Origin of the sequence: Paenibacillus doosanensis, assembly GCF_025060755.1 — a bacterium.
Classification (GTDB): Bacteria; Bacillota; Bacilli; order Paenibacillales; family NBRC-103111; genus Paenibacillus_S; species Paenibacillus_S doosanensis.
This window is the reverse complement of the sequence record NZ_JANYUY010000033.1, coordinates 1-21,006: the sequence shown is the minus strand read 5'-3', so window position 1 is coordinate 21,006 and position 21,006 is coordinate 1. Positions and strand designations below refer to the sequence as shown.

General features: G+C 56.9%; 16 protein-coding genes and 1 pseudogene. 12 read left to right on the top strand and 5 right to left on the bottom strand.

What is annotated here, in order from left to right; all coding sequences use genetic code 11:
* Nucleotides 1-97 precede the first annotated feature (97 nt).
* The 8 genes from N0M98_RS21290 to N0M98_RS21255 all read left to right on the top strand — a co-directional run bounded on the left by N0M98_RS21290 (nt 98) and on the right by N0M98_RS21255 (nt 11,319).
* The gene (locus N0M98_RS21290; RefSeq protein ID WP_259619071.1) at nt 98-1,900 is read left to right on the top strand and encodes a SulP family inorganic anion transporter; all 1,803 of its coding nucleotides are present in this window, start codon (nt 98-100) and stop codon (nt 1,898-1,900) included.
* Between the two features lie 314 nt (nt 1,901-2,214).
* Nucleotides 2,215-2,673 (top strand): GNAT family N-acetyltransferase, encoded by a 459-nt coding sequence (locus N0M98_RS21285; RefSeq protein ID WP_259619070.1) that lies wholly within the window; start codon nt 2,215-2,217, stop codon nt 2,671-2,673.
* Nucleotides 2,674-2,906: 233 nt separating this feature from the next.
* Nucleotides 2,907-3,503 carry a YdeI/OmpD-associated family protein gene (locus tag N0M98_RS21280; RefSeq protein WP_259619069.1) on the top strand — a complete coding sequence of 199 codons (597 nt, stop codon included), beginning with the start codon at nt 2,907-2,909 and terminating at the stop codon, nt 3,501-3,503.
* Between the two features lie 128 nt (nt 3,504-3,631).
* Nucleotides 3,632-4,207, top strand: a complete 576-nt coding sequence (locus tag N0M98_RS21275) for a xanthine phosphoribosyltransferase (RefSeq protein ID WP_249864444.1) — start codon at nt 3,632-3,634, stop codon at nt 4,205-4,207.
* A 303-nt stretch (nt 4,208-4,510) separates the two neighbouring features.
* A complete protein-coding gene (locus N0M98_RS21270; protein ID WP_249864443.1) occupies nt 4,511-5,905 on the top strand; it encodes a cytochrome ubiquinol oxidase subunit I in 1,395 nt (464 codons plus the stop codon).
* Nucleotides 5,906-5,946: 41 nt separating this feature from the next.
* Nucleotides 5,947-6,957: a cytochrome d ubiquinol oxidase subunit II gene (gene cydB, locus N0M98_RS21265; RefSeq protein WP_259619068.1), complete on the top strand. Its 1,011-nt coding sequence runs from the start codon at nt 5,947-5,949 to the stop codon at nt 6,955-6,957.
* A gap of 1 nt (nt 6,958) precedes the next feature.
* A complete protein-coding gene (gene cydD / locus N0M98_RS21260; protein WP_259619067.1) occupies nt 6,959-10,648 on the top strand; it encodes a thiol reductant ABC exporter subunit CydD in 3,690 nt (1,229 codons plus the stop codon).
* Between the two features lie 95 nt (nt 10,649-10,743).
* Complete coding sequence (locus N0M98_RS21255) at nt 10,744-11,319, top strand: TVP38/TMEM64 family protein (protein ID WP_259619066.1); 576 nt, start codon at nt 10,744-10,746, stop codon at nt 11,317-11,319.
* Between the two features lie 181 nt (nt 11,320-11,500).
* On the opposite strand, the gene N0M98_RS21250 is transcribed toward N0M98_RS21255, so the two are convergent.
* The gene (locus tag N0M98_RS21250; RefSeq protein ID WP_249864439.1) at nt 11,501-12,217 is read right to left on the bottom strand and encodes a response regulator; all 717 of its coding nucleotides are present in this window, start codon (nt 12,215-12,217) and stop codon (nt 11,501-11,503) included.
* A gap of 2 nt (nt 12,218-12,219) precedes the next feature.
* Nucleotides 12,220-13,824, bottom strand: coding sequence for an ATP-binding protein (locus N0M98_RS21245; RefSeq protein ID WP_249864438.1), 1,605 nt, complete (start codon nt 13,822-13,824; stop codon nt 12,220-12,222).
* 273 nt (nt 13,825-14,097) lie between these two features.
* On the opposite strand from N0M98_RS21245, the gene N0M98_RS21240 reads away from it, so the two are divergent.
* The 4 genes from N0M98_RS21240 to N0M98_RS21225 all read left to right on the top strand — a co-directional run bounded on the left by N0M98_RS21240 (nt 14,098) and on the right by N0M98_RS21225 (nt 18,052).
* Nucleotides 14,098-15,153, top strand: a complete 1,056-nt coding sequence (locus N0M98_RS21240; RefSeq protein WP_249864437.1) for a Bug family tripartite tricarboxylate transporter substrate binding protein — start codon at nt 14,098-14,100, stop codon at nt 15,151-15,153.
* Nucleotides 15,154-15,166: 13 nt separating this feature from the next.
* Nucleotides 15,167-15,628, top strand: coding sequence for a tripartite tricarboxylate transporter TctB family protein (locus N0M98_RS21235; RefSeq protein WP_249864436.1), 462 nt, complete (start codon nt 15,167-15,169; stop codon nt 15,626-15,628).
* Nucleotides 15,629-15,685: 57 nt separating this feature from the next.
* The gene (locus N0M98_RS21230; RefSeq protein ID WP_249864435.1) at nt 15,686-17,212 is read left to right on the top strand and encodes a tripartite tricarboxylate transporter permease; all 1,527 of its coding nucleotides are present in this window, start codon (nt 15,686-15,688) and stop codon (nt 17,210-17,212) included.
* Nucleotides 17,213-17,356: 144 nt separating this feature from the next.
* A complete protein-coding gene (locus N0M98_RS21225; protein ID WP_249864434.1) occupies nt 17,357-18,052 on the top strand; it encodes a TerC family protein in 696 nt (231 codons plus the stop codon).
* 18 nt (nt 18,053-18,070) lie between these two features.
* On the opposite strand, the gene N0M98_RS21220 is transcribed toward N0M98_RS21225, so the two are convergent.
* From N0M98_RS21220 to N0M98_RS21210, 3 genes and pseudogenes are all read right to left on the bottom strand, one after another.
* On the bottom strand, nt 18,071-19,180 hold the full coding sequence (locus N0M98_RS21220; RefSeq protein ID WP_259619065.1) for a Ger(x)C family spore germination protein: 1,110 nt from the start codon (nt 19,178-19,180) through the stop codon (nt 18,071-18,073).
* The gene (locus N0M98_RS21215) at nt 19,177-19,536 is read right to left on the bottom strand and encodes a hypothetical protein (RefSeq protein ID WP_259619064.1); all 360 of its coding nucleotides are present in this window, start codon (nt 19,534-19,536) and stop codon (nt 19,177-19,179) included. Before N0M98_RS21215 ends, N0M98_RS21220 begins: the two co-directional genes overlap by 4 nt.
* A gap of 67 nt (nt 19,537-19,603) precedes the next feature.
* A pseudogene (locus N0M98_RS21210) lies at nt 19,604-20,897 on the bottom strand (IS1380 family transposase).
* Nucleotides 20,898-21,006 lie beyond the last annotated feature (109 nt).

Here is a 21,006-nt window from a genome sequence, read left to right as displayed (position 1 = left end):
CTAAGAATCAATGTCAATCAGGCATTGTTTTTTTTTGCTCATAATCCTATTATATTCATATATTCAAATAATCAAATATAATAAAAGAAGGGCTGTTATGAAGTGGTCGGGAAGATTCGAGGGATATCGTCTGCACATGCTGCGCAAAGATTTGGTGTCGGGGCTTATTGTCGGTATCGTGGCCATTCCGCTCGGAATGGCCTTCGCCATTGCATCCGGTGTGAAGCCGCAGTTCGGGATTTATACGACGATCGTTGCCGGAATACTGATTTCTTTGCTTGGCGGATCGAAGTTTCAAATCGGGGGACCGACGGGGGCGTTTATTCCGATTCTGTTCGCCATCGTGCTTCAATACGGTTATGAGAAGCTGCTGATCGCCGGCTTTATGGCCGGGATATTTCTTGTGCTGATGGGGCTGCTTAGGCTCGGGGCGCTCATCCGCTATATACCGCGGCCGGTTACCGTAGGCTTTACTTCCGGGATCGCGGTCATTATTTTCTCCGGCCAGATCGGCAGCTTTCTAGGGTTAACCGGCATGGAACGGCATGAGGATTTCGCTTCGAACATGAAGGAAATCGCCACTCACCTGCACACAATCAATCCGTGGAGCGTCTTGACGGCGCTGCTCAGCCTGGCGGTGCTGCTGATCGTGCCCCGAATCCATTCGAAAATTCCCGGCTCTCTAGTGGGATTGATCCTTTCGGGCATTGTCGCGGCCGTCTTCTTCAGCGGCAAGGTGGCGACCATCAGCTCGGCGTATGGGGACATTCCGAGCGTTCTTCCCGCGCTGCAGCTTCCGCAGCTGACCTGGGGTACGGTCAAGGAGCTGATCGCTCCGGCCTTGGTCATCGCGCTGCTCGGCGGCATCGAATCGCTGCTTTCGGCGGTCGTTGCCGACGGGATGACGGGAAGCCGGCATAACAGCAACCGCGAGCTGATAGGGCAGGGGATCGCCAATATGGTGACGCCGCTGTTCGGGGGCATTCCGGCGACCGGAGCGATAGCCCGTACCGCCACGAATATTAAGAACGGAGCGGCATCTCCGCTGTCCGGGGTCATTCACGGCGTCGTCGTGCTGTGCATACTGCTTGCCTTCGCCCCTTACGCCTCGCTCATTCCGCTGGCCAGCATGGCACCCATCCTGATGGTCGTCGCCTGGAATATGAGCGAGCGCAAAGAATTCATTCATGTGCTGAAGACGAAAACCGGCGATTCATTGGTGCTGCTGGTGACATTTCTGCTTACGGTATTTACGGAGCTGACGACGGCGGTGGAGGCGGGGCTGGTGCTGGCCGTCATTTTGTTCGTCAAACGGATGAGCGACGTCCACAAGGTCGCCAAGGTGCTTCCCGATCCGGCGATGAAGCATGAGAAAATGCGGGATTATATGGTGAGCGACAAGCACGATTGCCCGCAAATCAGCATTTATACGATTGAAGGGCCGCTGTTTTTCGGGGCCGCCGCTATATTCGAGAAGACGATGACGGATGCGGTTCCCGAGCATACCAAGCTGCTGGTGCTGCGGCTGGGCAAGGTGCCGTTCCTCGACTCGACGGGAGAATATAACCTGAGCAGGCTGGTGAAACGGTTCGCGGATTTGGGAGGGACCGTGCTGCTCACGGGCGTTCAGCCCCAGCCGCGGGCGTATTTGCGCAGAACCGGCCTGGAGGCGGTTGTCGGGGCCGATCATTTCTTCGAGCATACCGGCGAGGCGATCGATTATGCGCTCGGGAAGCTTGATCGCGATCGCTGCCTGGGCTGCCCGTATCGGGCATTTCGCGAGTGCGAGGCCTTGTCCGCTGTGCCGCCGGTCCAAGCACGGGAAGAAATAGCGGCTTCGGGACGCAGCCTGAAGCGGGCGGCGGGCAAGCTGCCGGACGGTCCGGGAGTTACTTACTGAGCGGCCGGGAGCGAAGCCATGCCCAAATGCAATAGGGATGCGGAGGACGCAGCCCGAGCGATTCTGCCGGGGCGTCCTTTTTCTCATTTGTAACAGGCTCCACGAAAGATTGGGATTTGCATACTGCGGAGTTATAAAAAGAGCAGGATTACAAATTTGAGCGATGGCTGGAGCTTGCTGTTTATCAGTTGGATTTGCAGGGTCCGGCGCAACGTTCAAAATAAACCGGCAGCACAATTTTCCAAATCTGTATAGCAAAATGGCATCGGATGAATTAAGATGAGTACAGAAGAGCCGAGAAAGGAAGAGCTGAGATGAGCATAAAAGTTGAAAGAGCATCCGTATCGGATGCAGAGGAAATCCTGCCGCTGCAAAAGCTGGCTTACAGAAGCGAAGCGGAAATTTACAACGATTTTACTATTGAGCCGCTTGCTCAGACCTTGGAAGAGCTGCGCCAACAGTTTGATAATCACGTTATACTTAAAGCTTCGATGGATGGGACCATCATCGGCTCCGTACGAGCCTACGATCAAGACGGAACATGCTATATAGGCAAGCTGATGGTTCATCCGAATCACCAAAATAAAGGAATAGGCAAATTGTTAATGAACGCTATTGAAGAACTTTTTCCGGCATCCCGTTATGAATTGTTCACCGGAAGCAAAAGCGAGAGGAACATTGCCTTGTACGAAAAGTTAGGATATGGGGTCTTTAAAGAACGCTTGATCACCTCTGATTTTAGCTTGGTCTATTTTGAAAAGAAAAGCTCTTGAGATATACTGTTCAACTAAGAGAAACGATAGCATGGAGTTGCCCTTGCGGCAGCTCCTGTTTGGTATTCCTTGAAGCAGCTGGCAGTTTAATTCAATATTGAACGTATTGCCGTATATAAGCAATGATAAGCAATGGTAAGGTGTCGTGTTTTTACAATACAGGTTTTCGAGATTTTGTTAGGATAACACGGGTCAAGAATTACGTTCGTTTGAATGATTAGGAGGCGATTCATGTGGTAAAAAAATCGAGCTTGCCGATTATTTCTTTTGCCGATCCGTTATCTTTTGAGAGCTGGCTCGACGATCATTGCGATACCTCACCCGGCATCCGATTACAGATTGCGAAGAAGAATTCCGGCGTCGTAACGATTTCCTATAACGAAGCGCTCGAGGTTGCCTTATGCTACGGATGGGTCGACAGTCAGAAAGAAGCATACGATGAGAAAACATGGCTGCAGCGGTTTACTCCGCGCGGCGCCAAGAGCATCTGGTCGAAAGTCAATAAGGACAAGGCGGAACAGCTGATCGCAAACGGGCGAATGAAGACTTCCGGATATAAGGCAATTGAAGAAGCCCGGAAGAACGGGAACTGGGATAAGGCCTACGAATCGCAAAGCATCGCCTCGCTGCCTGAGGACTTCGCAATCGAGTTGGAGCGCAATGCAGAGGCTAAGGCGTTCTACGATACGCTCGACAGACAAAATAAATACGCGATCCTGTTTCGAATTCACAATGCCAAAAAACAAGAAACTCGAGATAAGCGAATCCGGCAGTTCATCCAAATGCTGGAGAAGGGCCAAAAAATTCATCCTTCATCCGGGACACGATAGCAGCATATCTCCGATAAAACTTCGCCCCTTTCCGGCAGACGAGTTGCTTTTAGGCCGGTTTTCAGTATATGCTACCTGAGGAATCGATCTTGCCGTCGCGGCAAGGAGATAGGGGGAGGAACCGTACTATGAAAGCATTGCAGGATAAAATCAGACAGGAAGGCACGGTGCTCAGCGACAGGGTGCTGAAAGTGGACTCGTTCTTGAATCATCAGGTCGATCCCGAGCTGATGGCGGCGATCGGTCAAGAGTTCGCGGCGCGGTATGCGGAAGCCGGCGTCGGCAAGGTGCTTACGCTCGAATCGTCGGGCATCGCTCCGGCCGTAATGACCGCGCTGGCGCTGAAGGTGCCGATGATTTTTGCGCGCAAGCAAAAATCGCTCACCTTGAACGAAGACCTGATCGTCAAGACCGTCTATTCGTTTACCAAGGAGCAGAAGAACGAAGTGGCGGTATCGAAGAAATTCCTGTCTCCGGGCGAGAAAGTGCTGATTATCGACGATTTCCTCGCTTACGGGGAAGCGGCCCTCGGCATGGCGCAAATCGTGGAAGCGAGCGGCGCGGTCGTCGCCGGCATCGGCATTGTCATCGAGAAGTCGTTCCAGAACGGAGCGGACAAGCTGAGAGAAGCGGGGTACCGCGTCGATTCGCTGGCCCGTATCGCTTCGTTGGCGGACAAGCAAGTGACGTTTCTGGAAGAGTAGGCGGCATCCGTCGATCATGGGATAGCCGAAGCGCCGGCCAGGGAGCTGCGCACGGGCTTTCGCATGGTTAGTAAAATATAGGCAGCAGGTCGGATGGAACGAATCCGGCCTGCTGTTTTTTTGTACAATCACAGGGAAAAAGTCATGCTCAAGGGTATGGACGAAGAGGTTTGCGGCGTTTGGCCGAAGCGTCATGATTTTGCTAAAAATGTTCAAAATCTGCCTCGGACTTTGTGATATTAATCACATGTAAGGCGGCCGCTTCCATCTATACTAACAACGTAGAGAAGGGAGGAATTCAATTTGGATACGTTGGATTTAAGCAGGTGGCAGTTCGGCATAACGACGGTTTATCATTTCTTGCTCGTACCTTTGTCGATCGGGCTGGCCTATCTCATCGCGGTAATGCAGACGATGTATGTAGTGAAGAAAGATGAATCGTACAAAATAATGGCGCAATTTTGGGGGAAATTGTTTTTACTGAACTTCGCCGTAGGCGTCGTTACGGGGATTATGCAGGAATTTCAGTTCGGCATGAACTGGTCGGATTATTCCCGGTTTGTCGGTGCCGTATTCGGAGGGCCGCTCGCTATCGAAGCGCTGGTGTCCTTTTTCCTCGAATCGACGTTTCTCGGTATCTGGATTTTCGGCTGGGACCGTCTGCCGAAGAAGGTGCATCTGGCCTCGATTTGGCTCGTGGCGATCGGTACGACGCTGTCGGCCTTATGGATTTTGAGCGCGAACTCCTTTATGCAGGAGCCGGTCGGCTATGCGATTCGCGGCGGCCGCGCCGAGATGACGAGCATCTTCGCCATCCTGGGAAACAAGCAGCTGTGGGTGGAATTCCCGCATGTCGTCTACGGAGCGCTGTCGACGGGCGCCTTGTTCGTAACGGGGATCAGCGCTTATAAAATACTTCGCAAGCAGCAGCCGCAGCTGTTCAAAGCTTCCTTCGCGATCGGCGTTACGATTGCGCTGGCGGCGAGTTTTATGACGGCCGTCGCCGGCCATGAGCAGGCCCAGCACTTGATGAAGTCGCAGCCGATGAAAATGGCGGCTTCCGAAGCGCTGTGGGACACGACGGGAGATAGCGCTCCGTGGACGGTGTTCGCCCTGATTGACGTGGAGAAGAAGCAAAACCGGGGACAGGTCGAAATCCCTTACGCATTAAGCATTTTATCCTATAACAAGCTGCACGGCAGCGTGCCGGGAATGAATGAACTGCAAGCGGAGTACGAGGCGAAGTACGGTCCGGGCAACTATATTCCTCCGGTCAAAACGACGTTCTGGAGCTTCCGCATCATGGTGCTCGCCGGGGTGCTGATGATTTTGCTGAGTCTGTTCGGCACTTACGCGGTCTGGCGCAATCGGCTGGAGCAGTTTCCGCGTTATTTGAAATGGATGATCCCTGCGATCAGTCTGCCCTACATAGCCAATTCGGCGGGCTGGATTATGACGGAGGTCGGCCGCCAGCCTTGGCTCGTTTTCGGCTTGCAGAAGACGGAAGCGGGCGTATCGCCTACGGTGACGCCGGCGATGGTGGCGACGTCGCTGATCGGCTTTACCGTCATTTACGGACTGCTGGCCGCCGTGTTAGTTTATCTCATCGTCGTCTTCGTGAAAAAAGGGGCAACCGACGATGATCATCATAAGCAGGACGATCACGGGATCGAATCGAGCGCGGCGACTCCTCTGTGAGGCCCGCCGGGGCAATGAAATAGAAAGCGAGGCGAAGGAATATGCTCGAAACCTTATGGTTTATTCTTATTACGGTGCTGTTCGTCGGATTTTTCTTCCTGGAAGGCTTCGACTTCGGCGTCGGCATGCTGACTCCGTTTCTCGGACGGACGGATACGGAGCGCCGCGTGCTTATCAATACGATAGGGCCCGTCTGGGACGGCAACGAGGTTTGGCTGATTACGGCGGGCGGCGCGATGTTCGCGGCGTTTCCGGAATGGTACGCGACCTTGTTCAGCGGCTTCTACATGGCGCTTTTCCTCATGCTACTGGCTCTTATCGGCCGCGGCGTGGCTTTCGAATTTCGCAGCAAGCTGCCGAATCCCCGGTGGCGCAAGCTGTGGGACGGCGTCATCTTCGGAGGCAGCCTGCTGCCGCCGCTCTTGTGGGGCGTGGCGCTGGCGAATCTGATGAGAGGCGTGCCGATCGACGCCAACAAAAATTATGCGGGCTCGTTCTGGGATTTGATCTCCGTCTATTCGGTGACGGCGGGTGTCAGCATCGTGCTGCTGTTCGTGCTCCACGGGGCGCTCTATCTCTCGCTGAAAACCGAAGGGGAGCTGCGGGAGCGGGCGAGACGGGCGGCGAACCGCTTCGGCGCGTGGGCCAGCATCGTGCTGCTGCTGTTCGTCTTCCTCAGCTATTTCGAGACGGATATGTTTACCCGCGACGGCATTATCCCGGGCATGGTTCCGCTCACGGCGGGCTTTGCGCTGCTCTCCGTCCATTTCTTCCTGAAAGCCGGGCGCGACGGCTGGGCGTTCATTATGACCGGGCTTACGATCGTGCTCTCTACGATTACGGTGTTTATGTCCCTGTTCCCGCGGTTGATGATCTCCTCGCTGAACCCGGACTGGACGCTGACGATCTACAATACGGCTTCGAACGAATATACGCTGAAGGTTATGACCGTGATCGCTCTTACTACGGTGCCCGTCGTCGTCGCTTACCAGGCGTGGACGTATTGGGTGTTCCGCAAACGGGTGAGCGTCAAGGATCATTTGGACTACTGATATGATGAAAAAACTGCTTGACCGCGTGCAAGGAACCCGGAAGCTGCTGCTGGCCGGCATCGGGTTCAGCGTCATCGGCGGGGTGCTGATGATCCTTGAATCCGTCAGCTTGGCCCGTCTCGTTCACGGAGCCTTTCTGAATGGGCTCGGCCTCTCGGCCTTGGCGCCGGTCTTCGCTGTGCTGCTCGGGTGGATACTGCTGAGAGCGCTCGTCCAGACGGCGAGCGAGTACGTCTCCTCCCAGATGGCGATGCGCATCAAGAGCGATCTGCGCCGCCAATTGCTCGCCAAGCTGGTCGAGCTGGGGCCGGGTTACGCCAAAGGCGAGCGCAGCGGGGAGCTGCTCGGAACCGTCTACGAGGGAGTGGAGCAGCTGGAGGCTTATTTGGCGCGCTATGTGCCGCAGATGGCTCTGTCCATGCTGATTCCGGCCGCGATCTTCTGCGCCGTCGCCGGATTGGACTGGATTTCGTCCGTCGTGCTGGCGGTGACGCTGCCGCTGCTCGTCGTGTTCATGATTTTGGTGGGACTCGCCGCCAAATCCAAAGCGCAGCGGCAGTTCGAGCGGTTAGGACAGCTCGGCGGGCATTTCATGGACGTGCTGCGGGGACTGCCGACCTTGAAGATGTTCGGCCGCAGCCGGGCGCAGATTGAGATCATCTCGCGCATCAGCGAGGAGTACCGGAAGACGACGATGGGCACGCTGCGGCTCGCGTTTTTATCATCCTTCGTCATGGAGCTGTTCGCAACGCTGAGCACCGCGATCGTAGCGGTGTTTCTCGGGCTGCGGCTGATTAACGGAGAGATCGGCTTCGAGCATGCGTTTCTCGTGCTGCTGCTGACTCCGGAGTTCTACGCTCCGGTCAGAGCGCTCGGCACGCAGTTTCACGCCAGCACGAACGGGATGGCCGCGGCGTCCCGGATCATCGGCATTCTGGAGGCGGAGACATCCGTCGGCTCCAAGCGGGAACAGCCGCTGCCCGCCGGCAAGCCGAGCGGCTGCCGCATCGAGTTTCGGGATGTCAGCTTGACGTATCCCGGCAGCTCGGTGCCGGCGCTGTCGAACGTGTCCTTCACGCTGGAGCCGGGAGAGCGCATTGCCGTTATCGGCCCGACCGGTTCGGGGAAGAGTTCCCTGCTCGACGTGCTGCAAGGCTTCGCGGTTCCGACCGGCGGCAGCGTGCGGATGGACGGCGCCGACTTGGCGGAGCTGCCGCTGGACGCATGGCGGAGCCGGCTGTCGAGCGTGAACCAGAATCCGAAGCTGTATTACGGCACGCTGCGGGATAACTTGACGCTCGGCTGCGACGGTCCCGTCGACGAGGAGCGGCTGGCTCGCGCGCTGGAAGCGGCGGGCGTCGATTTCATCGGGCAGCTCCCGGACGGGCTGGACACGCTGCTGGGCGAAGCCGCTTCCTTGTCGGGCGGGCAGATTCAGCGCGTCGCCATTGCCCGGGCGCTGCTGAAGGACGCGCCGCTGCTGCTGCTCGACGAGCCGACCTCCGGCCTGGATCTGCGGCATGAGGCGATCGTCCGGCAAGGCTTGGAACGGCATCTGCGGACCCGCATGTCCGTGACGGTAGCGCACCGGCTGGAGACGGTGCGGGATGCGGACCGCATCATCGTCATGAACCGCGGACGTATCGCCGAAATCGGCTCGCCGGCCGAGCTATTGGCCGCGGGAGGCATGTACGCGCGTATGATGCGGACGCTGGAGCGGGAGACGAGCGGCCGCAAAGCTGCGCCGCCGCAGATGGAAGCGGGAAGCGATATGCGCGAGGGGCCGGACCTGAAGCGGGAAGGCGGGCGGACCGATGTCGGCGAAGAGCGGCAGGCCCCTTGGCGGGACCGGCAGGACGCTTGGCGCGGCGCGCTTTCTTTCCTGCGCCCGTACCGGGGCAGGCTGCTGACGGCGGTGCTGCTCGGCTGCCTGACGATAGCGGCGAGCATCGGTCTTATGGGCACGTCAGGCTACCTGATCGCCAGAGCCGCCTTGCGGCCGGAGTCGGTGCTGCTGCTGTGGGTGCCCATCGTGGGCGTGCGGTTTTTCGGCTTGTCCCGGGGCGCCTTCCGCTATCTGGAACGGCTGGTGTCGCATGATCTGACCTTCCGCGTCCTGCACCGGGTACGCGTCTGGCTGTACGAGAGCTTGGAGCCTGCGGGAGTCAGGCTGCTGGAGCGGCGGCGCAGCGGCGAGCTGCTGCAAACGCTCGTCGGCGACGTGGAGCAGCTGCAGCATATGTATTTGCGCGTTCTGGCTCCGCCGCTCGTCGCGCTCATAACCGGCGCGCTGGGCTGTTTCCTGCTCGCCGCGCAAGAGTGGCGGCTCGGGCTCGTTCTGCTGGCGATGCTGGCGCTCTCCGGCATCGGCCTGCCATGGCTCAGCGCCAGGCTGGGCAGAGAGCCGGGACGGGCGATCGCCGGCCGCCAAGCGATGATGTACGCTCAGACGAGCGATCTGCTCCTCGGCATGAAGGATCTGCTCGTGTTCGGGCGCGCTCAGGAGCGGCTGGAGGACATTATGCGGCTGCAGTCGCAGGTGAACGGGCAGCAGATGCGCTTGAACCGGGCCGGCGCAGCTGTGAACGGAGCGATGCTCGGCGCGGCGCATGTAAGCATGTGGCTCGTGCTGACGGCTTCCGTCTATTTCACCGGGATGGGACGGCTGGAGCCGGTGTACATCCCGGCGCTGATATTGATGACGCTGGCCTGCTTCGAAGCCGTTGTACCGCTTCCAGCGGCATTTCAGCAATTGGGCCATACGCTGTCCGCGGCTTCGCGGCTGTTCCGCGTCGTGGAGGAGAACCGGGCTTTTGCGGCGGCGAACCCTCCGGAGCGGCAGGCGCCGGCCGCCGCTGCCGCTTCCGTCGCTTCTGCTGCGCCCGACATGCGCGGAGACCAAGGCGAGTGGGAGGTCGAGATGCGCGGCGTATCGTTCCGGTACGAACTGGGGCGGGATTATGCGGTCCGCGATGTTACCTTGAGCTTGAAGCCGGGGAGACGGATCGCCGTCGTCGGGGAGAGCGGAGCGGGCAAGAGCACGCTGCTGCAGCTGCTGCTCGGCTTGCGGGAGTATGCCGAAGGCTCGATTCGCATGAACGGGCGAGAGCTTCGCGAGCTGCCGGAAGCGTTCATTCGTTCCCAATATGCGGTCGTTTCCCAGGAGGTACAGCTGTTCAAGGCGTCGGTTGCGGCCAATTTGCGGCTCGGGCGACCGGAAGCGACGGATGACGAGCTGCGGGAGGCGGCGCGGCTTGCGCTGATCGACGATACGATCATGAGCTTGCCCCAAGGCTACGATACGCTGATAGGAGAGCGCGGCGGCCTGCTGTCCGGAGGCGAACGCCAGCGTTTGGGTCTGGCCCGGGCTCTGCTGCGCCGGACCCCGGCGCTGCTCTTGGATGAGCCGGCGACGGGACTGGATGTGCTGACCGAGGAAGCGTTCATGAACAACTTGCAGTCGGTCTGGAAGCGGCAAGCCGTCGTCTGGATTACGCATAAGCTGTCAGGGCTCGAACGGATGGATGAAATTATCGTGATGCATCAGGGAGAAGTCAAGGAACGCGGGACGCATGAGCAGCTGCTGCGGCTTGAAGGCTATTATTACCGTTTGTGGCGGCTGGAGAGAGAGAAGGAATGCCTGCTTGCAAGCTTTCAGGAAGCCGGAACGCCCGTGCCGCTGGAGCCATAGCGAGAATCGGGACGCAGCGGGGAATGAAGTTGCCTAAATCAGGAAACCTTATGAATGGAGCGGCAACCATTTCCTGAAGCGAGGTGATCGATCCCATGGGAGAGCGGCAGCCGTCATCCGGCGCGAAGCTCGTCAGCCTGATCAGCGCAGTGTTTATCGTCCTCGCCGTCGCGGGGTATATTTATTTGCTGCGCATCGGAGAAGCCCAGCGGCTGCTCGGGAGCATCAGGCATATGGGGGCGCTGGGCATCGCTATCGGAGTGGGCGTCCAGATTATCGTCAATATTTTGCCGGTGCCCGGAGAGTTTACTTCCATCGTGCTTATGGAAATTTACGGACCGGTCTGGGGCGGAGTGTATTCCTGGACCGGAGGCGTGCTAGGCGCAGTCGGAGCGATGTTTTTGACCAAATGGGTGACGAAGCCTTTTTTCGGTCCGATGGCCCGTCCTTTTCTCGACAAGGTGCAGCGGATGATCCGGCGGCGCGAGTCGTTCGGCCTGCTTCTGCTCCGCTTCGTACCTTTGGTGCCTTATCATGTCGTCAATTACACCGCTGGCTTGTTGAGCGTCAGACTTTGGGCGTTTATTTGGACGACGGCCGTAGGCATTTTGCCGTATACGATCGCCGTGAGCGGCATTTACGCCGGAGTGCGGAAGGGCTCGCTGCGCTAGGGAATCGCCGGCGCTGCCGTGTTCGTGCTCCTTTTCGGCATCGGTCTGTATGCGAAAAAAAGAAGCCGCTCCACGCCGTAATGAGTCGGGGCATGCCTGCCGCTTTATACGGAAGGCGCGAGCGGCCTTGGCGAAGACCCAAGCGTCAAACGTCCGGGAATGCCGCGGAATGCGTCCGCGGCTATCTCGTCGGCCGGTACACCCTTTCTGGCCGGCCGACGACGCCGTAAGAGAGATCGGCGTACACATCGCCCAGATGAACCAGATGCTCCAGATAACGCCGCCCGGTCGAGCGGCTGACTCCGATCATTTTGGCGATTTGCTCCGCCGTTAATCCGTCGGGCGCTTGAGAGATCGTCTGCGTCACCTTGACGAGCGTCAGCTTGTCGATGCCTTTGGGCAGAAAGCCGGCATCTGATCCCGCTTCCTTCTTCATGCTGCCGGAGAGCAGCCGGTCGACATCGCTCTGGCTAATGCTGCCGGTCTCGTTCAGCCGATTCAGCTCGCGGTGAAATTCCCGGTAACGCAGCAGCGTCTCCTGCAGGCGGCCGAAAATAAGCGGTTTCATAATATAGTCGAACGCGCCGCCGCGCACGGCTTCCCGAATCGCGTCGACCTCCTTGGCCGCGGTGATCATCACCACATCGGTGTCCCGGAAATGCTGGCGGATATACTGCAGCAAGTCGAGGCCGCTTGTTCCCGGCAAATAAATATCCAGCAGCACCAGGGAAGGGCGCAGAATGTCCAATTGCTCCTTCGCCTGAGCCTCGTCGGGCGCAATGCCGACCACAGTAAAGCCCTCGACCTTCTCGATAAATCTGCGGTTGATTTCGGCGATTCGCAGATCATCCTCGATAACCAGCACTTCCACGGCCGTTATGTTCGCTGGAGCCGTCATCGTTACATCCCCCCTGCCGAAGGCTGATGTCGCTTCGGAATGGCAACGGTAAACAGCGTGCCTCCCGAAGGATTTCTATGGAACGTAATATATCCGTTCAGCTTGCCGACCGCGTGCGAAACAAGCGCCAGACCGATGCCGCGGTGCTCTCCCCGTTTGGTGGAAAATCCTTTATCGTAGATGGAGCCGGCAGCCTCTTCGGGAATGCCTGCGCCGTTATCCTCGCATTCGATAATGAGATCGTCGCCGAGATCGGTCAAAAACAATTTGACCTGCTTATCCGGCTTGCCCTCGCAGGCCAGTACGGCCTCCATGGCGTTGTCGATCAGATTTCCGATAATCGTGACCAGCAAGTTGCGGTCCGCCTGCTCGGGAATATCGCGGAAGGAGCTCTCGCGATCGATTTCAAAGCTCAGCTTCAGCTCCTGCGCATGGTTGTACTTGCCGATCAATAGCCCGCCGATCATCGGATCGGGTATTTCCCGCATAATGAACTGCACGAAATTTTGATGCACATCGACCTCGCGAGAGATAAGCTCGACCGCTTCCTGGTACGACTCCAGCTGAATCAGTCCGGAGATCACGTACAATTTATTGGAAAACTCATGGGTTTGCGCCCTTAACGACTCGGCGAACCGCTTCACTTGAGACAGCTCCTCGGCCAGCCGGTACAGCTCGGACTTGCTGCGGAAGCTGGATACGGCGCCGGTCACCTGGCCGCTGCGGTCGACGATGGGCACGCGGTTGACGACAACTTCGCGGTCGCCGATCAGCATCTCTCTGTCCGTTTCGGATTGCCCCGTACGAACGACCTCAAGCAGCCGGGTGTTCGGGATCACTTCTTCAATATGCCTGCCGGATATCGTCTCGTGCTCAGGCAGCTGCAGGAGCTGCAGCGCGTACCGGTTGGCAAGGGTGACGACGCCTTTGCCGTTGACGGCAATGATGCCTTCGCGGATCGATTCCAGAATCGCCTGCTTCTCGGTGTACAGCGCGCCGATTTCTTCCGGCTCCAGACCGTGAATGGAGCGCCGCACGCTGCGCGCGATCAGAATCGAGCCGGCGATGCCGACGGCGAGCAGGAGGAGCGTAATCCATTCGACCCGTTCCTGGTAAATGTCGTCGATGCGGTCGATATTTTCGGTCAGAAAGCCGACCGAGATGATGCCGATGACGCCGCCGTTATCGTCGAAGACGGGAGCCTTGCCCCGCAGAGCGGGTCCCAAGGAGCCGATAGCCTCGGAAATAATCGAATGCCCCGCAAGCACCGGCCCGTTATCCCCGCCGACCATTTCTTTACCGATCCGATCGGCTACGGGATGCGCATAGCGAATGCCTTCCCGGTTGCCGACGACGATATATTCGGCGCCGATTTTCTCGCGGATGCTTTCCGCGATCGGCTGGATGATCTCCGAAGGATTCGGTTCGCCGAACGCTTTGCGGATTTCCGGCATAAGCGCTATCGTCTCCGCCACCTGGAGCGCCCTGGTGCCGATCTGGTCCTCGAATACCGAGGTCGTTATATAGTAGAAAATACCGCCGAGGCTTACGATCACCAGAGAAAGCAGAGAACAGATGATGAGAATAAGCTTGGTTTGCAACCGCATGGAATCGAATCCTCCCGCATGATATTTCAGGATGTGTAACGGGCAATTGCAGATGATGACCTGGCAGCGAAGTCTATTGTAACATAAAGCGCTGTCATTTTGACGAAATGAAGCCTGGAAACGCCGTGAACAATATGAACAAAATCGACACAATGGAGTTATTATCATTAATTTCGTTAAACTGTTCGAACGAAGAACCCGGTGGTATTCTGAAAGCGTTATCTCAAAAGAAAGCGCATTCAAAAATTAAAAATTATCGGAGGGGTTCATTTCATGAAAAACGTTTGGGCAGCTTCCCTGAAAGTTACCGCCGTCAGCCTGCTTGCCGTCAGTCTTGCCGCCTGTGGCGGAGGAGCCAAGCCGGCCGCCTCGGGCGCGGAGAACGGCAAGAGTACGGCGCAGCCTGCCGCATCCAAATACCCGGAGAAGGCCGTCAGTCTGATCGCGCCTTCCGGCGCGGGCGGCGGCTGGGATATGACCGCCCGCACGATCGCCAAGGTGCTGGCGGAAACCAAAGCGCTGGATAAGCCGGTCACCGTAGAGAACAAGCCGGGAGGAGGCGGCACCGTATTCATGGCGGAGTACGCAACCAAGGACGTCAAAGACAACTATAAGCTGTTCGTCAGCTCGCCGCCGATTTTGATCAACAATTTGAAGAAGGAGGGCAACACGCCGTTCGGGTACAAGGATACGACGCCGCTCGCTCAGTTGACCAAAGATTACGGAGCGATCGCCGTCGCCGCCGGTTCCAAGTACAACGATCTGAAGTCGCTGCTCGACGACATGAAAGCGGACCCGTCCAAGCTGACCGTCGCCGGAGGCTCCGCTCCGGGTTCGATGGATCATCTCGTCTCCATTCTCCCGGCGTTCAAGTACGGCATCGATCCGAAGAAGGTGAAGTACGTATCCTACGACGGCGGAGGAGAAGCCATCACCGCGCTGCTCGGCGGCAATGCCGATGTCCTCGGCACAGACGCTTCCTCGCTCGATCAATATTTGAAGGCGGGCAAAATCAAGGTGCTGGCCGTAGCGGCGCCGCAGCGTCTCGGGGGCGGCATGAAGGACGTGCCTACGATGAAGGAGCAGGGCGTCGACGCCGAATTTCTGATCTGGCGCGGCATCTTCGGACCGAAAGAAATGAGCGCGGACGCCAGGAAGTTTTGGGACGAGGCGATTAACAAGATGGTCGAGTCCGAGCAGTGGAAGAAAGAAATGCAGGCGAACAACTGGGAGACCGAATATAAGAAGGCGGACGACTTCAAGACTTATTTAACGGCGCAAGAGGCGCAGGTCAAAGATATTTTGACCGCTTTGGGCATGCAAAAGTAAGGAGTGGATGGGAATGAACCATACGTTCGACCGTTATGCGGGCATCGTCTTTCTCGCTGTCGGCGCCGTCTTCGCGATCGGAAGCCGCAGCATATCGACGAGCGCCTACGGCAGCAATGTCGGAGCGAACATTTTTCCAATGGTGCTCGGGATTGCTTTATCGCTGCTGAGCCTGCGGCTGATCTACGAAAGCTTCCGCAAGCAGCGGGCGCAGAAGAAGCGGGACAATCTGGACTACAAGCGGTTCGCCGTTATTTTCGCGGCGGCCGTGCTGTACGCCTGCTTCCTCGAAGACATCGGCTTCGTCATCTCGACGTTCCTGTTTTTGCTGATCGGGTTTCAAACGATGCAAAGAGGACGAATCTGGGTTTCGCTGCTGATTGCGGCGGCGTTCTCCTACGGGGTGTACTTTTTGTACGTCAATGTGCTGGACGGTTCGCTTCCCGGGTTTCCGGCATGGCTCGGCTTATCGTAATCGCATGCAAAAGGATGAAGCGTATGCTTGAAGCATAGGCTGGCAGGAGGGAGAAACATGAGCACGATCGAGTATTTGCTGCACGGTCTCGGCACGGCGATGCAGTGGCATAATCTGGTATTTGTTTTCATAGGAGTATTGATCGGGACGGTCGTCGGCGTGCTGCCGGGGATCGGCCCGATGAGCGGGGTCGCGCTGCTGATTCCGATTACGGCGACGATAACGAGCGGCTTGGCGCCGGAGGAAGCGGCCACAAGCTCGATCATTTTGCTGGCGGGGGTTTATTACGGAGCGATGTACGGAGGCTCGACGACGTCCATACTGCTGAATACCCCGGGCGAGTCCTCGTCGGTCGTCACGACGCTCGACGGCTACCAGATGGCCAAGCAGGGCCGGGCGGGCGCGGCGCTCGCCATCTCGGCGATCGGTTCCTTTGCGGCCGGCATCATCTCGCTGATCGGGCTGATCTTCCTGGCCCGCCCGCTGTCGGCGGCAGCCGTCAAGTTCGGGCCGGCGGAATATTTCTCGCTGATGGTGCTGGGGCTGCTCGCGATCAGCGGATTGGCGGGCAAATCGATGGTCAAAGCGCTGATAATGACGGCGTTCGGTCTCTTGCTGGCTACGATCGGCATCGACAGCGTCTCGGGAGTGGAGCGATTTACGTTTAATATCCCCGAACTGTATCAAGGGCTGGAATTTCTGACGATCGCGGTCGGCACGTTTGCCGTCGGCGAAGTGTTCAAAACGATCTTGGAGCGCGAAGCCGGCGACGGGGAGCTTGCCAGAATCAACCGGATTTTGCCGACAAGGAAAGATCTGAAAGACAGCGCGGCGCCGATCGCCCGAGGCTCGATTCTGGGCTTCTTTATCGGACTGCTGCCCGGCGCCGGCGCCATTCTCGCTTCCTTCTTCGCCTATATCGTGGAAAAGAAAATCAGCAAGCACCCGGAGAAGTTCGGCAAAGGCGCCATCGAGGGAGTCGCTTCCCCCGAATCGGCGAACAACGCCGCATCGGGCGGCGCGATGATCCCGCTGCTTAGCCTAGGGATTCCGTCGTCCGGCACGACGGCGATTCTGATGGGCGCTTTCATCATGTATAACGTACAGCCGGGCCCGCTGCTGTTCCAGGATCATCCGCAGCTGGCTTGGGGCGTCATCGCGAGCATGTTCGTCGGCAATTTGATGCTGCTCGTGCTCAATATGCCGCTGGTCAAAGTATTCGCCAAAGTCATCGAGACGCCGGCCCGGTATTTGCTTCCGCTTATCATTGTGTTCTCGGTGTTCGGCGTGTATGCCGTGCAGTATTCGACGTTCGATTTGCTGCTCATTATGGGGTGCGGCCTTGCCGGTTACTTCTTGTCCAAGAACGACTACCCGCTGGCGCCGTTAGTGCTGGGGCTGATTCTCGGTCCGATGATGGAAAACAATATGCGCCGGGCGCTGACGATCTCGAACGGCGACTTTATGATTTTTCTGCAAAAGCCGGTTTCGCTCGTCTTTTTATTGATCGGACTGCTCTGGATCGCGATTCCGCTTGTTCTCAAGCTGCGCGGCCGGAACGTGCTCGTTAACGAGGAAGGATAGCCGGACATCGTTATCGGACGGTTTTCTCTTGAAAGGGTATTCTTTTTTACCGGGAAAATCCATATGAATATAATATTTTCGGCGCACGGATAAGCCGGTAACCGAATCGGCGAAAGATGAAATAGGAAAGGATATGCTGCCGTTATGGATGTAGGGTGGATGCTGCTTGGTCTGGCGCAAATTATGTTGATCAACATCGTCTTGAGCGGCGATAACGCGGTCGTAATCGCGCTCGCTTGCAGAAACTTGCCGGCGGAGCAGCAGAGGAAGGCTATATTTCTTGGAAGCGGAGGGGCGATCGCGCTCCGGGTCGTACTCACTTTCGCAGCCGCATGGCTGCTGCAAATTCCGTATGTCCAACCGGCCGGAGGATTGCTGCTGCTCTGGATTGCGTTCAAGCTGTTGATGAACGACGAGCGCGAAGAGCAAACGGCGTCCAGCCGCCATCTGGGCGCGGCGGTCAGAACGATCATCACGGCCGACTTGGTCATGAGTCTGGACAATGTACTTGCCGTTGCCGGAGCCGCATCCGGCAATTTGCTGCTGATCGGACTCGGGCTTGCCTCCAGCATCCCGCTTGTTATTTGGGGCAGCCAGTTTCTGATGAAGCTGATGAACCGCTTCCCGGTCATTGTGCTGCTTGGAGTAGGGCTGCTTGGGTACACGGCGGGGAAGATGATTCTAAGCGACGATACGGTCGCGCAATGGGTCCATTCGCTAAGCCCGGCGGTTCATACGGCCATTCCGCTGCTGCTGGGGGCTTCGGTGGTTGCCGCAGGCAGGGCGCTGGAGAGGCGCCGCCGGCATAAGCGGCGGCAGATGCAGGCGGACTGTTCTTGACGTTATGCGCAGCGTCATTCATTTGATCATGCCCTTGCGTTGAATATTGGTCTTAACATGAACCTCAACCCGTTGATCCGGAAAGAGGCTGCTCAGCCATTCTTTTTTATCCAGCTTGCCTCCGTGAGCTACCCGGTATACTTCGCCGAAACCGGCGGGATCGGAGCGCATGTCCTGCAGCTTCGCGACGAGCGAGGACAGCTCTTTCTCAACCTGGCGGCTGAGCTTGCTCTCAATCTCTAACAGCTCGGCCTTGGAATCGATGGACAGCCGGGCGGTTTGATCCAAATCGAGCTTGAGCAGCAGCTCGACGTTCATCCGGTCCCGCTTCCATTGGACCTGGCTCTTATAGTTCAGCAGCGTAAACGAAAGCTTTTCTTTCTCCAGCGTGAAGGTGGTGGAAGCGAGCTTTCTTTTTTGCAGCAGAGACACGTATTTCACATCGTTCGACGGAATATAGCCGACGAGCCGGTCGCTGCCGAACAGAGCCATTTCCGAGGTTTGCAGCGCGGTTTCTTCTCCCGAACGGCTTAATACCATGGAATACGGCGAGGAACCCGGATTGAGAGTCCCGCTGTAAAATTGATACAAATAGATCGGCAGCACCTCGAAAGTGTCCGATCCGGCTCCGGAGAACACATCGACCATCCAGTCGCCCACAGATTCCGGGACGGAAGCTTTGGCGCGGATAATATGTTCCGGGCTTCCTTTGGTAATCGCCACCCAGGCGATCTTTTGGATTTCGTCGCGGCGCATCAGGAAGTCGAGCTGCTCGGACAATCCTTTTTTGGCCAGCTCGCCGGAGAAAAGGATCACTTTGGTGTGGCCGTATTGAATGTCGCGGGCCGATTTGCGTTTAAGCTGATACAGCGCGTCGGAGATCGTATATCCTTCCGCCGTCATGATGAAATTGGGAGACCCTTTGCCCGTCAATGTTCCTCCGGAAGGGGCCAGGGAGGCATAGCGGCTCGGTATGGCCGACAGGGCGTGCACGCGCACGCCTTTTTCCGCGGATTCGATGCCAAGCACGGTAACGAAGGTGATGCGATTAATTTGTTTGACATCCCCGCAGCCGCCGGTGACAACTACAGCGAGAAGGAGCAGCAGAAGCAGCGACCGGCGCTTCATCCCCGTTTCCCCCTCATCGCCATCCATACGTACAAGCACAGCGGAAACAGCACGATGATCCCAAAAGCATAGCACCCGAGCCAATACGAATATTTGAAAAAGAAAAACGGCATATTGGCTTTCATCAGCAGCAAGGGGAGCGCTGCGGCGACGGCAATAATGAAATAGGGCGATAGCCGGAGGCCGAGCATTTGAGCGAAGCAGAAGGCCGTCGAGCGAACAAAGAATACGGCCCCGAGCACAATTAAACCTGAATTTCGAAAGCGCATAAGAATGCGGCGGAAAATTTCGATGAGCGGTTCACTGAAAGTAAAAAAATGGAGATAGTGCCAGCGGGATTTGAACGACTTAGCCACATGAGGATAAGTGCCCCCTCCCCAGTGAAGAGGCACTTTCGTTTTCCATGTGAAATGTTGGGAAGTGTCATTCTAATTGAACCACTTTAGCTTCGATACGCTTCCAAGCGTGTTGGTTGCCAAAATCCTTGATCAGCTTGAGCACAACTGATCGACTGTGCCGAACGAGCGTTGCTGCGCAATGAAAAAACTCCAAGCGGAATCTGGCAATCGTATAGCGCTGATGTACCGGTTCGCAGCAATCGCTTTTGAAGCGTTCGAACAAGTTGTAGGACAGCAGCTTAATCAGGAGGTCGAGCGTGTTGGCTTCAAATTCGCTGGTGGCGATGCGGTCCATGGAAAAGCCGTTCTTCGCTTCCTTAATGTAGTTTTCCATACAGCAGCGCTGGTTGTAGAAGCGCCACAAATCAATCGGTGCCCATTCCAGATTGGTTACAAGGGCTTCATACTGCCAGTCCTCATCGAACACAATGCGCCCTTGGCCGTGTTCGAACACCTGGGTTTTGCGAATAATCGCTATACACCGAGACTTTGTCCAAGACGTCGCTTTGTAGATTAGGGTAATGCCTTCGATGATCCACTCTTCGTCGACATAGCGAGTCCAATAGCGGCAGGCCCGAACTTCTTTAGCCAGACGCTTTGTCCACTTGAGTTTGCCGACATAGCCAATGTTGTTGCTTTCCCAAAGTCGGTAGAAGTCTTCGCCGCCGAAGCCCTTGTCAAATCGGGCATACTTCACTTTGCGTTCGCCGAGCAGATCGAAAGTTTGTTTTAGAAAGTCAGCGGCGTTCGTAGAAGAGTGCGTGTTACCTGGCCGCAGGACGGCATTCAGATTCAAGCGGGATTTTCCTTCAAAGGCCAGCAGTGGATGGTAACTTTTTCGTCCGGGCTTGTGCGGATTCGTGCCCTTGGCCGCGCCGGCTTGATCGCCGTAGACCGTTTCCACCGTGGAATCCAGATCGAGAATAAGGCCATGGGGCAAGCAAGGTGCGATGATCCCCTGATTCAGCTTCCGCAGTTCATCCGGCAGTGACGGACACGACCGGCCAAGTCTCCCAAGCTCCTTATACAGCAAGCTATGATGCGGTAGGCGACCGCCAAGAAAGCGACACATCGTGCTGTAACTTGCGGAAATGAAAAATACGCCCGCAGCCCAGCATCCAGCCAACCATTAGATAGAGCAGGATGCGATGAACAGGAAAAATGGCGTTGTGCGCTTTGCCGCCGGAAAGGCGCTGCATGGCCTCGGCGAGCTTGATTTTTTCGAGATAGGCCAAAAAGATTTTGACGCCGCCGAAACTCGTGGCGTTCTGCAGCGAAAATTCGCTCTTGATTTTGCTGACCGGTGTGGTAGACTTCACCTAAAAGGTGCTCCTCTCTTTGGGTGATGTTGTCCTGGACAAACACCATTCTACCAAAGATTTGGAGCCCTTTTTATGTTTTTAATGCGCAGTACTTTCGAAATTCAGG